Source organism: Collinsella aerofaciens (assembly GCF_020709435.1).
Taxonomy (GTDB): Bacteria; Actinomycetota; Coriobacteriia; order Coriobacteriales; family Coriobacteriaceae; genus Collinsella; species Collinsella aerofaciens_AU.
In genome coordinates this window covers 35,115-54,517 of the sequence record NZ_JAJFDP010000008.1, presented here as the reverse complement: position 1 = coordinate 54,517, position 19,403 = coordinate 35,115, and the positions used below count along the sequence as shown (strand labels likewise).

Genomic DNA, 19,403 nt, shown 5'->3' with positions numbered 1-19,403 from the left:
TGCGCGGTCCGACCCCTTGGCCGCGCAACGGTACTGTGCTGTTGCGCGGCACTTGCCGAGTCCGTTGCGTTCGACAGTGTGGGCCGGGAATTTGATAGAAAGGACGACACCATAATGTTTAGAGAAGATTTTTTATGGGGCGGGGCTCTGGCTGCAAACCAGTGCGAGGGAGGATGGAACGAAGGCGGTCGCGGTTTAGCCAATTCCGACATGCTGCCGTTTGGCGATCAACGCATGGACGTCATGCGGGGAGACCTTGATCCGCGTGCGTTGGCACCCGACAGCTTCTATCCCGCTCGCAAGGGCATTGATTTTTACCATAGGTACAAGCAGGATATTGAACTGTTTGCCCAGATGGGTTTTAAATGCCTGCGCTTATCAATCGCCTGGAGCCGCATTTTTCCCAAAGGAGACGAAGCCGAGCCCAATGAAGAAGGCCTTGCCTTTTACGAGGATGTTTTTAGGACGTGTCGCGCGCATGACATTGAGCCTTTGGTGACGCTCAACCACTATGATGTCCCCATGCATCTCGTCGATGCGTATGGCGGATGGCGCGATCGCAGGTTGGTCGACCTGTTCGAGCGATATTCGCGTACCGTGTTCGAGCGCTATCGGGGATTGGTCAATTATTGGCTGACCTTTAACGAGATCAACATCATGACGCAGGCGTGCTTTATGGCGGCGGGGATCATCTTCGAGCAAGGGGAGAATCGCTATGCAACGGTTCACACGGCCGTGCACCATGTATTGGTTGCGAGCGCCCGTGCGGTCGGGGCGTGTCATGAACTGTGCCCTGGGGCGAAGATCGGTTGCATGCTCAACGCAGGTGTCTTCTATCCGGCTACATGTGATCCGGACGATGTGCTGGCTGCGCAGGCTGAGAATCGCAGCCATTACATGTTTACCGACGTCCAGGTGCGCGGTGCGTACCCGAGCTATGTTCTCAAGGAATACGCCCGCCATGGTTTTGAGGTGCCCTATCGGGATGATGACCGCGAAGTACTGGCTGCAAACCTGGTCGATTTCGTCTCGTTTTCGTATTACTCGACGCGCGTCGCAAAAGCGCATGCGGAAGGTCAGCTCGATTCGAACCTTCTTCGCTCGGCGCCTAATCCGTATCTAAAACAGGAGCCTTGGGGGAGGTTTATCGACCCCAAAGGGCTGCGCGTCACCATGAATGAAATCTGGGATCGCTATCAAAAGCCGCTGTTCATCGTCGAAAACGGTTTGGGTGCTCCTGATGTGCCGGAAGATTCGGGTGAAATAGAAGACGACTATCGAGTTGAATACCTGCGGGCCCACATCGAGGCGATGAGGGAGACCGTCGAGCTCGACGGGGTGGAACTCATGGGATATACCTGTTGGGGCCCGATCGATTTGGTTTCGGTCGCCACAGGACAGATGCGTAAGCGCTACGGGTTTATCTATGTCGATCGAGACGATAGCGGTGCGGGCTCGTTTGAGAGACGTAAAAAGAAAAGCTTCGAATGGTACCGACGCGTAATAGCAAGCAATGGCGAAGACCTTGCGTAATAACGTTAAGATGGACAAATGCGCCCGTTGGGGGAATAGTCGTGCCACTTCGCTTGACAACAGGCTAAACTAGCTATTAAACATTTACTATTCTGTTTAGATTGAATTTGCGGTCGTTTAGTTGCCGAGCCACGGGGCGGTCAAGCCACGATGCTCGGCCGCGACCGATGCTAGGGGGAACGATGGCTAAAGCAAGCGTCCGCGAGATCAGCCGCATTACCGGCTTTTCGCCCGCAACCGTGTCCAACGCGCTCAACCGCAAGCGCAGCGTGAGCGAGGAGACCGCCAAGGTCATCCTGGAGTGCGCGCAGTCGCTTGGCTATCAGCAGTCGACGCAGCTCGAGAGCATCCAGTTTGTGCTTGCGCGCAAGACGGGCGCCATCCTGGACGAGAGCACCTTCCATCCCGCGGTCATCGAGGGCGTGGAGCGCCAGGCGCGTCGCCACGGCATGAGCACGAGCTTTGTCTCGCTCGACTTTAGCGACCTGGACGCCGTGCGCCCGCAGGTCGAGGGCCTTATCGCCGATCCGTCAGCCGCTATCGTGCTGATGGGTACGGAGCTGGGCGAGGAGGACTACGCCCTGTTCGCCGACGCTGCCGCCCACCTGATCGTGCTCGACGGCTGGAGCGATCGCCAGTACTTCGATGCCGTAGTCATCGCCAACACCGATTCGGTGCTGCGTGCCGTGGATTACCTTATCGAGAAAGGCCACAGGCAAATCGGCTATCTGGCGGGCGACCTTCGGATCCGCAACTTTAAGGACCGCGAGCGCGGCTATCGCCAAGCGCTTGAGGATGCGGGCCTCGAGGCCAATCCGGCATGGCGTGTCACGCTGGGCACCACGCTCGAGGGCGCTTATCGCGATATGGGCGCGTGGCTCGACAGCGTCTCGCACAACGACCTGCCGACGGCTTTCTTTGCCGAAAACGACGTGCTCGCCGTGGGTGCCATGCGCGCGCTCAACGAGCACGGTATTCGCGTGCCCGAGGATGTCTCGATCATCGGCTTTGACGACCTGTCGTTGGGCGCCTTTTCCAACCCGCCGCTCACCACGGTGCACGTTCCCAAACACGAGGTGGGTGAGATCGCGGTGCGCCGCCTGGTGGGCAACATCCGCAATCCCAAGAGCTATACCTGCAAGACGGCCGTATCGACCTATTTTGTCGAGCGCCAAAGCGTGCGCGAGATCTAGTCGGAACGGCGCCAGACCCCAGAGCGGAAAAGTCCTTCTAGATTACCTAGAATGATTTTTCTGGGACGGGGATTTAAAACTCATTGATCCCCGTCCCGGGTAGCTCATTTGGGACGGGGCTTTTTTGACTGGTATGATTGGTGCGACCATTCGAACCAGCTAAAAGAGCCCCGTCCCAATTTAACTACCGAGAGGATCTGCCATGGAGCGTATCGCGAGTTTTTCCGTTGACCATCTGCTGCTCGAGCCCGGCGTGTATGTGAGCCGCATCGACCGCGATCCGGCGACCGGCGCCGCCGTCACCACCTTTGACCTGCGCCTGACCACGCCCAATAAGGAGCCGGTCATGAACACGGCCGAGTGCCACACCATCGAGCACCTGGGTGCCACGTTCCTTCGCAATCATGCCGAGTGGTCGAGCCGCATTGTCTACTTTGGTCCCATGGGCTGCCGCACGGGCTTTTACCTGGTTGTTTTTGGTGAGCTGACGAGCGAGGAGATTCTGCCGCTCGTGCGTGAGCTGTTCGAGTTTGTCGCCAGCTTTGAGGGCGATGTCCCCGGTGCTGCTCCTGAGGAGTGCGGTAACTACCTGGACCAGAACCTCCCCATGGCAAACTGGCTCGCACGCCGCTACCTTGACCGCGACCTGGCCGATATCGACGAGAAGCACCTGCACTATCAGCAGGCGTAAGGCTGCTGGCAGGAATAGCGTTTGCGCCAGAAGCGCTCCCGCTCTTTGCGGAGCGCTTTTTATACCGAGTGCTCAAAACAGAATGAGATTGTTCTAGAATGTTCATACTGTCACACAAACGAACAGGAGCGAACATGCATATCTACTCTGTCTCTGATCCCGAGTTCAAGTCCTATGGCAACGTTTGGGATAACGTTCCGTCCGAGCTTACGTCGCCCGTGCTCGAGGCACTTGCCTCCACGCCCATCCCCGAGGGCAGCAAGTATGTGGCCTCCGCGCCCGAGCTCGAGGGTGTCATGGATGCCGATAAGCTGGGCTTTCTCATGTTTGGCGGTCGTCCCTTCCAGCTGGGCTGGTGCAACGGCCACAACACGCGTCTCAACTGCCTGGAGTACCACCGCGCGAGCGAGTTCAACCTGGGCGCCCGCGACTTTATCCTGCTCGTGGCGCATCGCTGGGAGATCGAGGACGGCAAGCTCGATACCGCGTGCGTCAAGGCGTTCCGCGTGCCGGCCGGCACGCTTGTTGAGGTTTTCAACACCACGCTTCACTACACGCCCTGCATGGTCGACGACGGCGGCTTCCAGGTGATGGTGGCGCTGCCCGCCGGCACCAACGGCCCGCGCCCCGAGGCCGCAACCGACATGCCTGCCGCCGGTGACAGCTACTGCTACTGGAAGGCCGACAAGTGGGTCCTCTGCCATGCTGACAGCCCCAAGGCTGCCGAGGGCGGCTACGTAGGCCTCATCGGTAAAAACCTCGACATCGCCGTGGACTAGAATCTTCTGTCTCGATCTGTAACATCTAGCGTGCCAAATCGTCTCTACCTGTTACAGATTTAAACAAACTGCAGGGGCCGCCCGAAAAATCTCGATCTGTAACACCAGACCCGGTTTTGGCGGCCTAACTGTTACAGATCGAGACAAACCGCCCCCAATCCACCACAAAGGTGCCTGTCCCCATTGTGGTGGCTGCCTAGAGTTGGCTGCGCAGGTAGTCAGCCATATATGGTACGGCGAAGCGCACGTAACCGCGGCGCGCCTGTTCGATTACGCCGGCGTCGATGAGGCGCCGGCGATACTTTTGCGCATAGTCGGGTGTGACTGACATGCGCTCGGCCACATCGGAAATGCGCGACACGCCGTCTTCGTCATCGGTCATTGCAGCGAGAAACGCAACATCTTGGTCCGATAGCGCGGCGAGCGTCGTTTCGCACACATCGTTTTCGAAATCGGCCTTTGACGCTTCGATTGCTCCGTCGACTTGCTCTGGCGTTACGTGTTCTCCTGCCTGGCAACGATTGGCGATGTTGTAGCCGATGAGCTGCAGCATGTAGGGCGAGCCCTGAGTTGCGCGAGCAGCGTCCAGCCGAAGATTGCCTGGAATATCAAGGTCGAGCTCTTCGAAAGCTCGCTGATAGTAGGCATCCACATCTCCAACTGAAAGCGGTTCGAGCGTGACCTTGCGTGCGCGGTTGAGAAATGTCAGTACGCGGTCGTTGAGTGTCGCGGAGACTGCTCCCGGGAGGCCCGCCATGACGAGCGCGACGTTGAGCCCCTCGCCGACCAGCTCTTGATAGGCGGTGACGAGCTGTCTGATTTCGGGCGAATTGGCCTGGAGCTCATCGATGAGGATGAGGATGCCGTGTCCCTGCTCGGTCAGCTTGCGCGCCAGCTGCGTGAGCTTGAACTGGAAGCTTTTGGTTTCCTGCACATCGCGCGTGAACTCAAGGCCGGCTGAGAAGCCGAAGACGCTCAGGCTGCCGCCCGCAAGTTTGGGGAGACGATGCTTGTTGGCGTAGGGCTCGCCCGCTTCCTGGATCTTCTCAACAATACGCTCGAGCATATCCTCGGAGGCTACGGTGGGCGTGGCGACAACAAAGCCGAGCTTGCGTGCGCGATCGGCAAGTTCCCACAGCAGAACCGTTTTGCCGCTGCCTCGCTGGCCGAGCATGAGCATGGCTCGGTCTCGATTGCCCGGCTCCTGCTCAAGGCCGGAGATGAATGTCGAAATCACGCTCCCGCGCCCCACCAGATAGGACGGGCGATTTCCAAATGAGGGGGAGAAGATGGTTTGAGTCATGAGTCTCCTTTCCTTTTTTTCCTATTTTTTCCTTTTTTTCCTATTCAGTCAAATATCCCGCCGGCGAAGGCGGCTACGTAGGCCTCATCGGCAAGAACCTCGACATCGCCTGCGACTAGAATCTTCTGTCTCGATCTGTAACATCTAGCGGGCTAAATCGTTTCTACCTGTTACAGATCAAGACAAACCGCCCCCAACCACCACAAAGGTGCCTGTCCCCTTTGTGGCGGTTGGTGGTTTGGGCAGGCGGGTATCAAAAAGTGTCAGACGGGGGTGGCTCCCGGGCGCCTGCGCGCGAAAAGAAGTGTCGACCTGCGCCGTTGCCGTTGAGAGACGCGCTGTTTGCAGGGATACTGAAATCACGACAAACAGCGTGTGAAAGGATCGATGTATGGCTTTCCGTAAAGACTTCCTGTGGGGCGGCGCGACGGCTGCCAACCAGTGCGAGGGTGCCTACGACGTGGACGGCCGCGGCCTGGCTAACGTGGATGTAGCCCCACACGGCCCCGAGCGCCGCGCGGTGGTCTCCGGCCAGCGTAAGATGCTCGACTTTGAGGACGGCTACTACTATCCCGCACAGACCGGCATCGATTTCTACCATCACTACAAGGAGGACATCGCCCTCTTTGCCGAGATGGGCTTTAAGACCTTCCGCATGAGCCTGGCATGGACCCGCATCTTCCCCAACGGCGACGAGACCGAGCCCAACGAGGCCGGCCTGGCTTTCTACGAAGATGTGTTCCGCGAGTGCCAAAAGTACGGCATCGAGCCCCTCGTGACCATCACGCACTTTGACTGCCCGATTCACCTCATCAAGGAATACGGCGGCTGGCGCAACCGCAAGCTCATTGACTTCTACAAGAACCTCGCGACCACGATCTTCACCCGCTACAAGGGCCTGGTGAAGTACTGGCTCACCTTTAACGAGATCAACATGATCCTGCACCTGCCGTTTATGGGTGCCGGCCTGGTTTTTGAGGAGGGCGAGAACAAGGAGGCCGTCGAGTACCTGGCCGCCCACAACGAGCTCGTCGCCAGCGCGTGGGCAACCAAGATCGCCCACGAGATCGACCCTGAGGTCAAGATCGGCTGCATGCTCGCCGCGGGTAGCTACTATCCCTACAGCTGCCGTCCGGGCGATGTGCGCCAGGCTCAGCTCGACAATCAGGACAACTACTTCTTTGTCGATGTCCAGAGCCGCGGCTACTACCCGGCCTATGCCGTTAAGAAGCTCGAGCGCCTGGGTATCGATGTGGACATGACCGACGAGGACCGCGAGATCCTGGCCGCCAACACCGTCGACTTCATCAGCTTTAGCTACTACTCCACCCGCTGCTCTGCCGGGGCCGACAACCCCGAGGTTGAGAAGACCCAGGGCAACGCCTTCGCTGGTGCCAGGAATCCGTATCTGCAGCAGAGCCAGTGGGGTTGGGCCATCGATCCGCTGGGCTTCCGCATTACCCTCAACGACCTGTACGACCGCTACCAGAAGCCGCTGTTCGTGGTCGAGAACGGCCTGGGCGCCAAGGACGTTGTCGAGGAGGACGGCTCCATCAACGACGATTACCGTATCGACTACCTGCGCCAGCACATCCAGGCCATGCGCGACGCGGTGACCGAGGACGGCATTGACCTGCTGGGCTACACTACCTGGGGTCCGATTGACCTGGTCAGCGCCGGTACGGGCGAGATGTCCAAGCGCTACGGCTTTATCTACGTCGACCGCGACGACGCGGGCAACGGCACCCTCAAGCGCTCCAAGAAGAAGAGCTTCGACTGGTACAAGAAGGTCATCGCCTCGAACGGTGAAGACCTGTCCTAGGCCTCTCCAACAATCGTAGTCTCCTAACCAAGGCGCCCGGCGAGCAGTTCATGCTCGCCGGGCGCCTTGCCGTCTGCGGATTTTGGGACATGTGGCCCGTTTTTTGAGCCCATCTGTCGGTACACTAAAAGCACTATGGGTGCCCGTGAGCGACATATCGGCCATGCGGCCGCCCGGTCCGCGCCGGTCGTGGATCCCAGGGGCGGCAGGCTGTTCGCCATGCCGCGATTCCTCGTCGACATAACGCACCATGCGTATCGTCACCGCGTGCTTGCCGTTGCCGGCGTCATTGCGGCGCTCTTTCTCGTACTCTTTGTAGCCTTACCGGCACTGTTTGCCTCGGACCCCGGTCTTTCCAACACCGTGCCCGTCAACAGCAAGGTGTGCGAGGAGGTCGTGGATAGGCTCATCCATTCGAGCTACCTCCCGCTGCTCATTGTCGCAATTGCATTCTCAATTTGGGGCGGGCTGGCGTACCTGCGCTGCCTAGATTTCGTCTTGCGCCGGCGCGTTGTTGCCATCGCCGCCATTTGTACCCTGTGGATGATCGAGGTCATTCTTAAGTACAAGTCGTTCACGCCCATCTACGCCACAATCCTGTGGTACCTGTACTACGTGCCCATGACGCTCATTCCGCTGCTCTACCAGCTGTGCGGCCTTCGTCTTGCGGGCTTGGAACAGCATCGCGTGGGACACCGGTACCGTACCGCGTTATGGATCGCGGCTTTCCTGCTTATTGGCTTTGTGCTTACCAATGATTTCCATCGGCAGGTCTTTCACTTTGATCGTTCGAGTGGAACCTGGAGCAACGATTATACATATGGCTGGGGCTACGCTGTGGTGCTGGTTTGGACGGCATTTAACTTCGTGGCGTATTTTGTTCTGGTGGGGCGCTCCTCGTCCTTTCGAATCCAGCGCTTTACGTTTACGGCGGCGTTCGTGCTGATGGGCGGTGCGTTCTTTGCCATCTCGTATGCCTTGCGTGTGCCATGGGCATGGAGACTCAACTTCTCACTCGTCTACTGCGTCTTGTGCGTGGTGGCGATGGAAATCTGCCTCGATTGTGGCGTTATCCCGTCGTATCACGGTATTGCCGGCATCTTCGATACCCTGCCGCTCGACCTCAAAGTGTTGACGCGCGACTTGCAGGAAGTCTACGCCACGCCGGCGTCGCAGCCGATGCCGGAGGGCGTGCGCGAGGAGCTGCGGGCTCAAGAACACGGGCATGCCCATGCCTTTACCGTGCCGTCTGCCCCCGACGTTATGTACCGAGCCTTTTCGCTGCTGGGCGGATCTGCCTTGCTTGCCCAGGATGTGTCGGAGCTCAACGGGCTCAACCGCGAGCTGGCCCATCGCCGCATGGAGCTGCAGCGTCAAAACGAGCTGCTTGCGGCCGACTACGACTTAAAGACGCACTTGGCGGACCAGGAGGCCGAAACCCTACTGGTGCAAGACGTGGACAAAGCGCTTGCCCGTGCGCTTGATGAGATGTATGGCGTGCTGAGCTCGTTGCCGCCGCTGGCCGACGAGGCGTCTTCGCGCGAGCGCTTTCGCATGCTGCAATGCGCCAAAATGCTCGTCGCCTATTGCAAGCGCAAGGGGTCGCTTACTTTGGCACAGCACGGGGAGAGCGGCTTTGATCGCGACCGCATCCAGCTGATCGCTAACGAGCTGGCAAGTGACCTGCGCACCATCGATGTTGATTGCGCCTCGATTATCGCCATACGACGCCCGATGCATGCCAGCGCGGTAAGCGCGCTGTATGACTGCGTGTACGACTTTGCGTTTTTCGCCTACACCACCGATCATCCGGCGCTCATGTACCACTTGAGCGATCACGATCCGTGCAGTGTTGAGCTGCGTGCCACGCTCTTCTCCGATGACGAGGAAGACCTGTCACGGGCGCCTGCCGCGCATGAACTCGAGCGCGAGTTGCAGGGTCGCAACGTCGCGTATCGTCTTGAGGGCGAGCCTGGCCAGCTGCGCATGATCGTCTTAATGCCGCGGGCAGGTGAGTGACCATGCAGATACCGCTCATTCTTCCCCAGATTGTCGCGCTCGACGTCGTCTCTGCCCTGACTGCGTGCTTGCAGATGATTCACGTTCCGCTCATCGTGTCGCGCCGCTCATCCTATAACCGCAAGGTAATCTGTGCCTACGAGGCGAGCCTGGTGCTTCACCTGATCATCTCGGCGCTTATCTTGTTCGCATCGAGCGGCTCATATCTGGTGGCGCCGCCCTACGTCGTCGCCAAGGCGGCGGGTGCGCTGCTGTGGATCAACGCTGCAATTGTTATCTATGGCGTGGTGCTTATGGTGCACTATCGTCGCCCCGTCATGTTAGTCGAGCTGCTGCTCGCTGCCGCCGCGACGCCGCCTGCCGTCCGCGCCATGGGTCCGGCATGGACGGCGGTTCTTGTCGCAGAGCCGCGTTCTTCCTATTCCGCTCCATCGCGGCGCTTTTGATGGACGTCCGCAACCGCCAAGAGGACATCACCGCGTTTTCGACCATCGAGACCATCAACGTGATTCCCGTGCGCATTCTGTATCTGGACCCAAAGGGTCGCCCGCTGCTCATGAATCGCTGCATGCGCAAAAACCTGCTGGAGCTTCATATGCCCACCGACCTGCGCGATATGAGCGGTACGTGGGGCAGCTTGCGCCAGCTGGGCATGCAGCCGCCCGAGAGTAGCAAAGACCGCGCCCTGATTGACTTGGGTCGCTTTGGCGAAGATCGCGCTGTGGTCGAGGTATCCCCGTCCGAAATCCGCCTGTTTGCACGCGATGCCGTTATGGTTTCGGGTCGTCCGTTCGAGCGCGTTATCGGCTTAGACGTGACGGAATACGCGCACGCCTATGATCGCCTGGCACAGGCTAACCACCTGCTCGAGCTTGCGGGCCGGGAGCTCCAGACGCAGATCGAAGAAGTGAAGAAGGTTGCCGACAATGCGGCCTACCTGCGCATGCGCGCCCGTGTGCACGACGTAATCGGTCAGCGTCTGTCCATCCTCCATCGCTATTTGGAGGAAGGCCGTCTGGACGACGAATCCCTCGAACAAATCGACCCGCTGCTTCGCTCAATCGCTGCCGATCTGCGTAGCGATGGTGCCAGCGAGCCCAAAGAGCAGTTGGACGATATCGTTCATGCCTTTGGTCTGGTGAGCGTGCAGATCGATGTAGAGGGCGTGCTCCCTCGGGACACGCGCGTTGCGGCTGCCTTTTTGCAGATTATCCGCGAGGCCTCGACCAATGCCACCAAGCACGCCCAGGCACACCAAGTCCATGTTCGTCTGTGGCAGGAGGGACCGGTCGCCGGTGCCATTGCGCATATGACGATATCCAACGACGGGGCGCCTGCTCCCGTATCGTATCGAGAGGGAACGGGTATCCCAGGCATGAGGCATGTCGCACAAGATTTGGGCGGCAGCCTGGAGGTTCACGCCACTCCGCCCTTCACGCTTGCGGTATCCATTCCGCTGAGTTCCAACGCCACGGTTCAAAGGAGAAGCTCATGATCCGCGTTTTGATCGTCGAAGACCAGGCCATCCTGCGCGAGAGCCTGGCACGCTCCGTTGGCGACCAGCCCGATATGACCGTTGTCGCCGCCATTGCCGATGCCTCCGAAGCCTTGGACGTTGTGCTCAAGGAGCGTCCCGACATGATTTTGATGGACGTGTGCACCGAGCATGATTCCAATGGCATCGTGGCGGCGGCGCGCATTAAAGAGCAGCTTCCCGAGTGTCGCATCATTATCATGACCGGCATGCCCGAGATCACCTTTGTCGATCAGGCTCGCGAGGCGGGCGTCGATAGCTTTGTGTACAAGAACGTCGGTATCGACGAGCTATTCGCCGTGATGCGCTCCACGCTGGCGGGCTATTGCACGTTTCCCAAGCCGCCCGATAGCATTTTTTCGGGTACGGCGGCGCCCGATGACATGGAGCTATCGATCTTGCGCCTTGCCTGCGAGGGCAAGAGCCGCCGCGAGATCGCGGCCGAGCTGTTTATGAGCGAGGGCACCATCAAGCGCCGCATCTCGGAGATCCTAAGCAAGACCGGCTACGACAACATCATGCGCCTTGCCGTGCATGCGGTGACCGAGGGCAGCATCGTTCCCAACATGGAGCGCTAGCGCTCGTTACTCATCGGCATAAAGCGGCGGGGCCGCAGGATTATCTCCTGCGGCCCCGTCTGGTGTGCGCGGATGTGTCCGCCAATCCGCGGCTAATGTTACATGCCGCTACGCGATGGTTGCGCTGTAGGAGGCGACGTCCTCGTAGGAATCGGTCAGATAGGCGTCGATGCCGATGGTCGTGTTGACCAGGTCGTCAAGGCTGCCAAGCTCGCCGTTCGAGAACGTGAATTCCTCGGTGGCGTTGGTGCCGGGCATCAGGTGAGCCGAGAACCAGGGGTCCTTCATGGTGCCGTTGACATTGGTCTTGCCGGAGGGAGCGTAGAAGGTCAGGTCCTTGTCGCTCTTGTTGGTGATGTTAACGACAAAGCCGATGTCGCCCCAGTCGTCCTTGAACTTCTCGGTGATGGTGATGGTGCACAGATCGTCATCGGCGACGGTGACGGCGGGGGAGATTTCGACGCTCTGGACATCGTCGTCTTCGACGGCCTCATCGATCTCCTCTTCCTTCTCGGCCGCCTCGCGATCCTTCTTCACCGTACCGGACAGATCCTTGTCGGACTTCGTAAAGATAAGCTTGTCGCCATCCACCTCGAGGACGAGCTTGTCGTCCTTGAGCTTCAGGTCGTGCGACTCATCTTCGGCGGTAATCGTTACGGTGGTGGCGTCCTTGGCCTCCCATTTCAGGTCGGCGACCTCAAGGAACATGTCGAGGACGCCCGTGCCGTCTTCGTCGAGGATCAGGATACAGTTGAGGCCCCACTCCTTGAGCATATCCATGTACTCATCGGTGAGCTCTTCGCCGTCCAAGGTTCCACCCGAGTACTGCCAGCTGCCGACGAAGTTGGCCTTGGGGTCTTTGCCGCCGCCGCTGCAGCCCGTCAGGGCAAAGGCGAGCGCCAGGACGCATGTCAGAAATGCGAGTACGGACTTTTTGAACGTTGTCTTCATGGTGTCCTCCTTTATCGAACGAAACCCATAGAAGCAAATGCGGGGGTGGCGGACCCCCGCCAATTACCAGATAGAGGGGCTAGGGCCTGGGTGTTCCGCAGTTGCTGCAGAACTTGCCGCCGTTTTCGCTGCCGCAGTTGGGGCAGAACCACTTGGTCGGTGCCGGGGCGGGTGCGGGACTGCCACACTCGGGGCAGAACTTGCCGGTGTTGGTGGCACCGCAACTGCAGGTCCACGTGCCGGCCGCGGGGGCAGCGGCAGGAGCCGGTGCGGGGGCGGGTGTCGGAGTCGGCTGTGGGGCAGCTTGCTGCTGTGCCTGGCCGGCGGCGAACAGCTGGCTGGCATTCATGCCGCCCATGCCGCCCGCCATGCCCATGCCCATGAAGCCTGCCATCGCGCCGTTGGGGTTGGCGGCTGCTGCGCGCATCGCATCGCTCTGGGCGCTGGCGATGTTGGCGGCTGCCATGGTGGGATCGCGCATGACCGCGGCCTTCTGCAGGTCCTTGATCATCTGCTCGTCTTCTTGCGAGGCGGCGATGGAGTTGACGCCAAAGCTCACGATCTCGACACCGCGCAGGTCGCGCCAGTCGGCAGAGAGGACCTCGTTGAGCGCGCGGGCGAGCTCGGTGGTGTGGCCGGGGATGGCGCTGTAGCGAATGCCCATCTCCGAAATCTTGGCAAAGGCGGGCTGCAGGGCGGTGAGCAGCTCGGACTTAAGCTGGCTGTCGATCTTGTCGCGCGTATAGCTATCGGTCACGTTGCCGCACACGTTGGTGTAGAACAGCAGCGGGTTGGTGATACGGTACGAATACTCGCCGTTGCAGCGAACGGAGATGTCGACATCCAGGCCAATGTTGTTATCGACCACGCGGAAGGGCACAGGCGAGGCGGTGCCGTACTTGTTGCCGATGATCTCCTTGGTGTTGATAAAGTAGACGCGCTGGTCCTTGCCCGCGTCGCCGCCAAAGGTAAAACGGCTGCCGATATTGGCGAACGTCTCCTTGATGGAGTCGCCCAGGTTGCCGCTAAAGACGCTCGGCTCGCTGCCGGTGTCAAAGACAAACTCGCCGGGCTCCAGCGCAACCTCGATGATCTTGCCGTTTTGCACCACGAGCATGCCCTGGCCGTCGTTGACGGCGATGACCGAGCCGTTGGAGATGACGTTGTCCTCGCCGCGCGTGTTGGAGCTGCGGCCGCCGGTGCGCTTGCTGCCCTTGCAGGCCAAGACGTCAGCGGGCATCGATTCGCAATAGATAAATTCTTTCCACTGGTCGGCCATGACGCCGCCGGCAGCTCCCAATCCAGCTTTCAAGAGTCCCATGGTGATCTTCCTTTCTCGTCAAAGGCCGGGTGGTATTGGTCAGAATGGCTAATCGTCCTTGTTGTCCTTCATGACAACGGTGGTCTCGGTGTGGCTGAAGGTGTCGTGCTTCTCGGTCAGGTTGAGCTCGCCACAGTAGCAATCGGCGTGGGTGGCCTCGTTGGCCGTCTTGAGCTGGCCCACCAGCAGCACGTCTGCGATGACCACGATGATCAACGGCGCGACGATGTTGATGAGGATGCCCTCGACATCAAAGGTGAGGTAGTCCGGATCGAAGGCATTCCCACCCATAAAGAGAATCTGGGAGAGGACAAACCCGATCACAAAGAACAGCACCGAGGCGATAGCGAGCTTGGGCTTGGAGCAGGGGAGCTCGCCAACCATGCGACCGGTCTGGCCGTTCATGGCAAACAGATAACTCTTGCCGTTCCACGAGGTGGAAAGCATCCACACGGGGAACAGGGCGTAGTCGCTGTCTTCCCAGGTGTAGTCGAGCTGCTTGCTTTCGACCGTGGCGTCGTCATACTCGTCGACGACGGTCTCGCGCAGGGCCGAAATCGTACTTTCTTCCATACGACGCTCGGCGCGCGCCTTGCAGGTCTCGCAATCCTCGTCGTAGCGGTTGGCGATGTATCCGGGCATATAGGCGACCGAGAACGGGCGCAGCGCGTCGTAGTCAAACGGCTCGATGGCGTCCATGTGGCCGTCGGGCATCTTGGACGATCCGTCGACGGGCACGCGCTTAAACGAGATGTTTCCCTTGCGGTAGGCATCGTAGTGGTCGGTGGTCGTGACGGTGCGGTCGGATTCCTCGGTTACGGTCTCGTTGGTCGCATCAAAGCACGCTTCGCCGTCCACGCGGGCGCCGTAAAGCCAAAACGGCACGTAAACGCCTTGGACTTCGTCGATATGGTTGCCGGTGACAAAGCTCTTGGGCAGTAGGATCTTGCCCTTGTAGTGTTCCTTGAGTGCGGCCGTGACATCGTCGCGCCCGAGCTTAAACGGAATCACCAGGTCGGGCGAGAAGTCGCCCGAAAGCTGACCGGGCGCTACGGCGGGGTTGCCGCAGTACGGGCAGGTGGTCACGGCGACAGTGCCGTCCGAGACCAGCTCGGCACCGCACGACGAGCAGATGTAGCCGGCGTTTTGAGCCAGCTCCTGCACGGCATCGTCGACAGCAGGCTTGGGGGCCGCGGCTGCGGCATCGGCTTTGGCATCTGCCTTGTCCTGGCGCTCGCGATAGAGGGCCTCGACTTCTTCGACTTCAAAACGCGAATCGCAGTAGTCGCAGACGAGCTTTTGCTCGGCACTGGCAAAGTGAAGGGGGCCGCCACACGCGGGGCACTGATAGTTGACGCTCTCGAAGGCCATGATCGGTCCTTTCCGTGCCGGAGGCTATGCGCCGATGGCGCCACCGCAGTATTCGCAGCGCCCACTGGCATCGGGAATGGTAGTTGCACCGCAGAAGGGGCAGGTGACCGCGGTCTTGGGGGCCTTGGCGGCCACGACGCTGTCGCGCGTCTCCTGGCGCAGCTGCACCAGCGCGTCGCGGACCTCGGTTGCCTGGCGCTTGGCCTCGCGGTATTCGATGGAACCGCGCTGATCGATGGTGGAGTCGTTCACGCGCAGGTTGATCTCGGTAAAGTACGGCGTGTTGACGTGGATGGTCAGGTTAAAGTCGTAATCCAGGTCGTAGCGCGGCGGGTCGTAGCTCTTGCGCTCGCCGTCCTTGGTCTCGCGATAGATCTCGGTGCGATGCTCGTCGATATCCATATCGCAGCCGAGTACCTGCGAGAACTCGATGATGTCGGGGTTGGCATCGCGCCAGCGGCTCTGCGAAGTGATGATCAGCAGGCCCGCGTCTTCGTCGAGCATGATGTTGGTACGCCCGGCCGAGAGCGTACGCGTGGGGTTGAACGAGGCCAGGCGCTCGGCATTGGCCTCGCGGTAGGCGAGCTGCTCGCGGATGTCGTCCGCGGTGCTGGAGCGATAGCCGTGGAAGAAGGGGGAGAGCTTGCCGACGCACTCTTTGCACAGGTAGCCTTCGTTGATCTTGGTCTTCCCCAAAAGCCCCAGCTCGGTACCGCAAATCGCGCACTCTTTCTTCTCGAACATCTTGTCAAAGAAGCCCATGGCTGCCTCCCATCAACAGGTAGCGTGTGTCACTTTTGATGATGGGGGAGTGCGCGATCTTTCACGATACCTAGGCGGCTCAACGAGTCTCCACAACTGGGACACATGGCCCATTTTTGACTAGTCGCTGGGGGCCACTCATTGGGGACGTACGCTACTGGGGCAATTGGGGCGACGAGCCGATGGTGTCGTGATGCGGGATGGACTGGCACTTGCTACCGACGATCTTGGTGGGGATTTTGCATCCGTATGTTCCGATTCCGCGCTCAACGCTCAACCGTCACATTTCCTCGATCAACAAAAAGACCGGCACCACCTCACGTGTGGCCCTTATCAACTTCTTCTGGTCCTGGACACCAAATGACTAGCTAATCCCCCAATAGGTTGCGGTGGAATAGTCCCTAAATTAAAGTCATGGGGCTTTAAACAGGAACTATTCCACCGCAACTGCTGAGGGGATAGACTGCGGCGGCGGCAGGGGCAACGGCAACGGCGTCGGCAGCTGCGGTAGTGGCAACGGCAGCTGGCAGGGTGTTTTCCGTCTACTTGCTACAGCAGCTCGCCGTGGCGGGCAATGTAGCGGCGCTTTGCCAGCTGGGTGAGCGCGATATAGGCGGTAACGATGCCAATGAGCAGCCCAAAAAAGCTCGTGGGCAGCGGCATGAGGCCGAGCGCATCGGCGATGGGGCTTGCCGGCAGCCAGGTGACGAGCGCCAGGCCCAGCACGGTAAGAACGCACAATGCGGGCGCGGCGTGGTCGCGCGGGCTCGGCAGATTCGGGGAGCGCAACATGTGGACCACGAGTGTCTGCGACCACATGGACTCGACAAACCAGCCGCTCTGGAAGAGCGCAGCAAAGGTCGCCATACCCGCGACGTCGCCCGCGGCGGCAAGCTCGGACCAGCTTGCGTCCACGGCGGCGGGGCACACGACAAAGAAGAGCGCGGCGAAGGTCACGATGTCAAACAGCGAGCTCACGGGGCCCAGCTCGAGCATAAAGCCCTTGATGGACGCGGCGTCCCAGGCACGCGGGCGGGCAGTCCAGGCGTCATCGACGGTGTCCCACGGCAGTGCGATGCACACGATCTCGTAGACCAGCGACAGCAGTACCAGCTGCAGGGCGCTCATGGGCAAAAACGGCAAGAACAGGCTCGCGACGGTCACGGACAGCACATTGCCAAAGTTGGAGCTCACCGTGGTCTTGAGGTACTTGAGCAGGTTGCCGTAAGTGCGGCGGCCTTCGATGATGCCGCGCTCGAGCACGCCCAGGTCCTTCTGAAGCAAGATGATATCGGCGGATTCCTTGGCAATATCGACGGCCGAATCGACCGAGATGCCGCAATCGCTCGCACGCATGGCGGCGGCGTCGTTGATGCCGTCGCCCATAAAGCCCACGGTGTGGCCGAGCATCTCGCGCATGACACGTACCAGGCGCGCCTTCTGCAGCGGCGAGAGCTTGGCGAAGAGGTGGGTTTTCTCGGCGCGCTTGGCAAGTTCGGCGTCATCGAGCGCATCGATCTCGGAGCCGAGCAAGACGTTGCTCGCATCGATACCAATCTGCTCGCAGACGGTGGCGGCGACGCGGTCGTTGTCGCCGGTTAGGACCTTGACCGCCACGCCCTTGGCCTCGAGGGTGGCGACGGCGCCCGCGGCACTTGCTTTGGGCGGATCGAGGAAGGCCAAAAAGCCCATCAGCACCATGTCGCACTCGTCGGCGATGCCAAACTCGCCCACGCAGCGCGGATTGGTCTTCTGCGCCACGGCAATTACGCGTAGGCCCTCGGCGTTAAGTCCGGCGATCTGCTTGCGAATCTGGGCGAGCTTCTCGTCGGTGAGCGGCTGAGCGATGCCATCGATCTCGACAAAGGAGCAGATCTCGAGCATTTCCTCGGCAGCGCCCTTGGTAACCATCTGGGTTTTGCCTTGGGCGTCGGCGACAACTACGCTCAGGCGACGGCGCGAGAAATCGAAGGGAACCTCGTCGACCTTGGTGTAGCGGTCGCGCAGGCTCTGGCCCAGCATGGAATCGGGTGCGACGGTCGAGGGCGTCACATCGGCACGGTCGATTACGGCCAGGTCGATAAGATTTTTGAGGCCGGTCTGGAAGAAGCTGTTCAAAAACGCATGGCGCAGCACGCGCGCGTCCTCGTTGCCATCGGTGTTGAGGTAGCGCTCGAGCACGATGCGGTCTTCGGTGAGGGTGCCGGTCTTGTCGCAGCACAGGACGTCCATCGCTCCGAGGTTTTGAATCGCCGGCAGCTCCTTGACGATAACCTGGCGACGGGCGAGGTCCTTGGCGCCCTGCGACAGGCTCGTGGTCACGATGACGGGAAGCATCTGCGGCGTGATGCCCACGGCCACGCTCGTGGCGAACAGCAGCGCGTCGATGACGTTGCCCTTGGTGGCGGTGTTGATGGCAAAGACGGCCGGCGCCATAACGAGCATCAGGCGCACCAGCAGCATGGAGACGCTCGAGACGCCGCGGTCAAACGCGCTCTTTTCGCCGCGCCCGTTGAGCATCTTGGCGATGCCGCCCAGGTAGGTGTCCGAGCCGGTGGCAACGACAAGCGCCATGGCGGCGCCGTTTTGCACGGAGGTGCCGGTAAAGACGATGTTCTTGCAGGCAGAGAGTGGCAGTGCGGAGCCGTCGGCGCCCTCGACGACGGTGACGGCGGTGGTCTTCTCGACGGCCTCGCTCTCGCCGGTGAGTGCGTACTCGATCACAAACAGGTCGCGCGCGGTGATGATGCGGGCATCTGCCGGCACCATATCGCCGGCAGAGAGACGGATTACATCGCCGGGGACGAGCTCGTCGAAGGGGATCTCGATGCGCTCGCCGTCGCGCAGGGCGGTGCAAGTGTTGGAGACCAGGTCCTTGAGGGCCTCGGCCGCATTGCCGCTGCGGGCTTCCTGGATAAACTTCATGCCGCCCGATACCAGCAGCATGGTGCCGATGACGATGACCGTGGAGGGGTCGCGCTGCGGTTCGGGCACGGCGAGCACGTCGATGTAGAGCGAGACCAGTGCGAGCGCGGCGAGGATGCCGGCGAAGGGATCGATGAACGCGTCGGCGATGCGGCGGGCGAGCGTTTTGGTCGTTGCCTCGATGGTGTTGGGGCCGACGGCGTTCAGGCGCTCAGTTGCCTGCTCGACGGTGAGGCCGTTTGCCGTGGCGTCAAGCAGTACGAGGGCGTCCTCGGCACTATGGGTGGCGGCGAATATGGTGTTCTTGGACAGGCCGGTATGAGCGGCAGGGCGCGCCGTGCGGCGGCGCTTGGAGATGGCTTCGAGTACCGTGACGGTTTTGAGCATCAGCATAGGGTCCTCCTTGTTGAGGGGAGTTAGCGTACGTGTCGTATTTGCTTCAAAAAACCTAGATGTCGCTCACGTCAAGCTCTTGAGCCCACAAAGGGTGCAGCGCGCCTTTGCGGTGGTTTTGGCGATCTGCCGGTGGCGTTTATGCGTGTGCGGAGTCCTCGCGGCGTGCCGAGGGCGACATGCAGGTTTTTCGACTAGGACTGCCTTCCATGGCACACCTCCTAAAGG

General features: G+C 60.3%; 15 protein-coding genes. 9 read left to right on the top strand and 6 right to left on the bottom strand.

Going from position 1 to position 19,403, the window contains the following annotated elements:
* Positions 1-114: 114 nt before the first annotated feature.
* From LK493_RS06395 to LK493_RS06380, 4 genes are all read left to right on the top strand, one after another.
* A complete protein-coding gene (locus tag LK493_RS06395) occupies positions 115-1,533 on the top strand; it encodes a 6-phospho-beta-glucosidase (RefSeq protein WP_227790491.1) in 1,419 nt (472 codons plus the stop codon).
* A 182-nt stretch (positions 1,534-1,715) separates the two neighbouring features.
* A complete protein-coding gene (locus LK493_RS06390) occupies positions 1,716-2,726 on the top strand; it encodes a LacI family DNA-binding transcriptional regulator (protein WP_227790490.1) in 1,011 nt (336 codons plus the stop codon).
* Between the two features lie 202 nt (positions 2,727-2,928).
* The gene (locus LK493_RS06385; RefSeq protein ID WP_099432485.1) at positions 2,929-3,417 is read left to right on the top strand and encodes an S-ribosylhomocysteine lyase; all 489 of its coding nucleotides are present in this window, start codon (positions 2,929-2,931) and stop codon (positions 3,415-3,417) included.
* Between the two features lie 134 nt (positions 3,418-3,551).
* A complete protein-coding gene (locus LK493_RS06380; RefSeq protein WP_227790489.1) occupies positions 3,552-4,196 on the top strand; it encodes a DUF4867 family protein in 645 nt (214 codons plus the stop codon).
* A gap of 196 nt (positions 4,197-4,392) precedes the next feature.
* Here the strand turns inward: LK493_RS06380 and LK493_RS06375 are convergent, their stop codons facing one another.
* Positions 4,393-5,499 (bottom strand): ATP-binding protein, encoded by a 1,107-nt coding sequence (locus LK493_RS06375; protein ID WP_227790488.1) that lies wholly within the window; start codon positions 5,497-5,499, stop codon positions 4,393-4,395.
* 391 nt (positions 5,500-5,890) lie between these two features.
* Between LK493_RS06375 and LK493_RS06370 the strand changes: the two genes are divergently transcribed.
* From LK493_RS06370 to LK493_RS06350, 5 genes are all read left to right on the top strand, one after another.
* Positions 5,891-7,321, top strand: coding sequence for a 6-phospho-beta-glucosidase (locus tag LK493_RS06370; RefSeq protein ID WP_227790487.1), 1,431 nt, complete (start codon positions 5,891-5,893; stop codon positions 7,319-7,321).
* Positions 7,322-7,456: 135 nt separating this feature from the next.
* On the top strand, positions 7,457-9,340 hold the full coding sequence (locus LK493_RS06365) for a histidine kinase N-terminal 7TM domain-containing protein (protein ID WP_227790486.1): 1,884 nt from the start codon (positions 7,457-7,459) through the stop codon (positions 9,338-9,340).
* 2 nt (positions 9,341-9,342) lie between these two features.
* The gene (locus LK493_RS06360) at positions 9,343-9,786 is read left to right on the top strand and encodes a hypothetical protein (RefSeq protein ID WP_227790485.1); all 444 of its coding nucleotides are present in this window, start codon (positions 9,343-9,345) and stop codon (positions 9,784-9,786) included.
* Entirely contained in the window at positions 9,786-10,835 is a 1,050-nt protein-coding gene (locus tag LK493_RS06355) for a sensor histidine kinase (protein ID WP_227790484.1), read from the top strand. Before LK493_RS06360 ends, LK493_RS06355 begins: the two co-directional genes overlap by 1 nt.
* Positions 10,832-11,452: a response regulator transcription factor gene (locus tag LK493_RS06350; RefSeq protein ID WP_227790483.1), complete on the top strand. Its 621-nt coding sequence runs from the start codon at positions 10,832-10,834 to the stop codon at positions 11,450-11,452. Before LK493_RS06355 ends, LK493_RS06350 begins: the two co-directional genes overlap by 4 nt.
* Before the next feature lie 108 nt (positions 11,453-11,560).
* Here LK493_RS06350 and LK493_RS06345 read toward each other — a convergent pair whose 3' ends face one another.
* The 5 genes from LK493_RS06345 to mgtA all read right to left on the bottom strand — a co-directional run bounded on the left by LK493_RS06345 (position 11,561) and on the right by mgtA (position 19,175).
* The gene (locus LK493_RS06345) at positions 11,561-12,403 is read right to left on the bottom strand and encodes a hypothetical protein (RefSeq protein ID WP_227790482.1); all 843 of its coding nucleotides are present in this window, start codon (positions 12,401-12,403) and stop codon (positions 11,561-11,563) included.
* Between the two features lie 79 nt (positions 12,404-12,482).
* Positions 12,483-13,724, bottom strand: coding sequence for an SPFH domain-containing protein (locus tag LK493_RS06340; RefSeq protein WP_227790481.1), 1,242 nt, complete (start codon positions 13,722-13,724; stop codon positions 12,483-12,485).
* 48 nt (positions 13,725-13,772) lie between these two features.
* Positions 13,773-15,095, bottom strand: coding sequence for a hypothetical protein (locus LK493_RS06335; RefSeq protein ID WP_227790480.1), 1,323 nt, complete (start codon positions 15,093-15,095; stop codon positions 13,773-13,775).
* Between the two features lie 24 nt (positions 15,096-15,119).
* Positions 15,120-15,857, bottom strand: a complete 738-nt coding sequence (locus LK493_RS06330; protein WP_227790479.1) for a DUF4428 domain-containing protein — start codon at positions 15,855-15,857, stop codon at positions 15,120-15,122.
* A 549-nt stretch (positions 15,858-16,406) separates the two neighbouring features.
* Positions 16,407-19,175 (bottom strand): magnesium-translocating P-type ATPase, encoded by a 2,769-nt coding sequence (gene mgtA / locus LK493_RS06325; protein ID WP_227790478.1) that lies wholly within the window; start codon positions 19,173-19,175, stop codon positions 16,407-16,409.
* Positions 19,176-19,403: the final 228 nt, after the last annotated feature.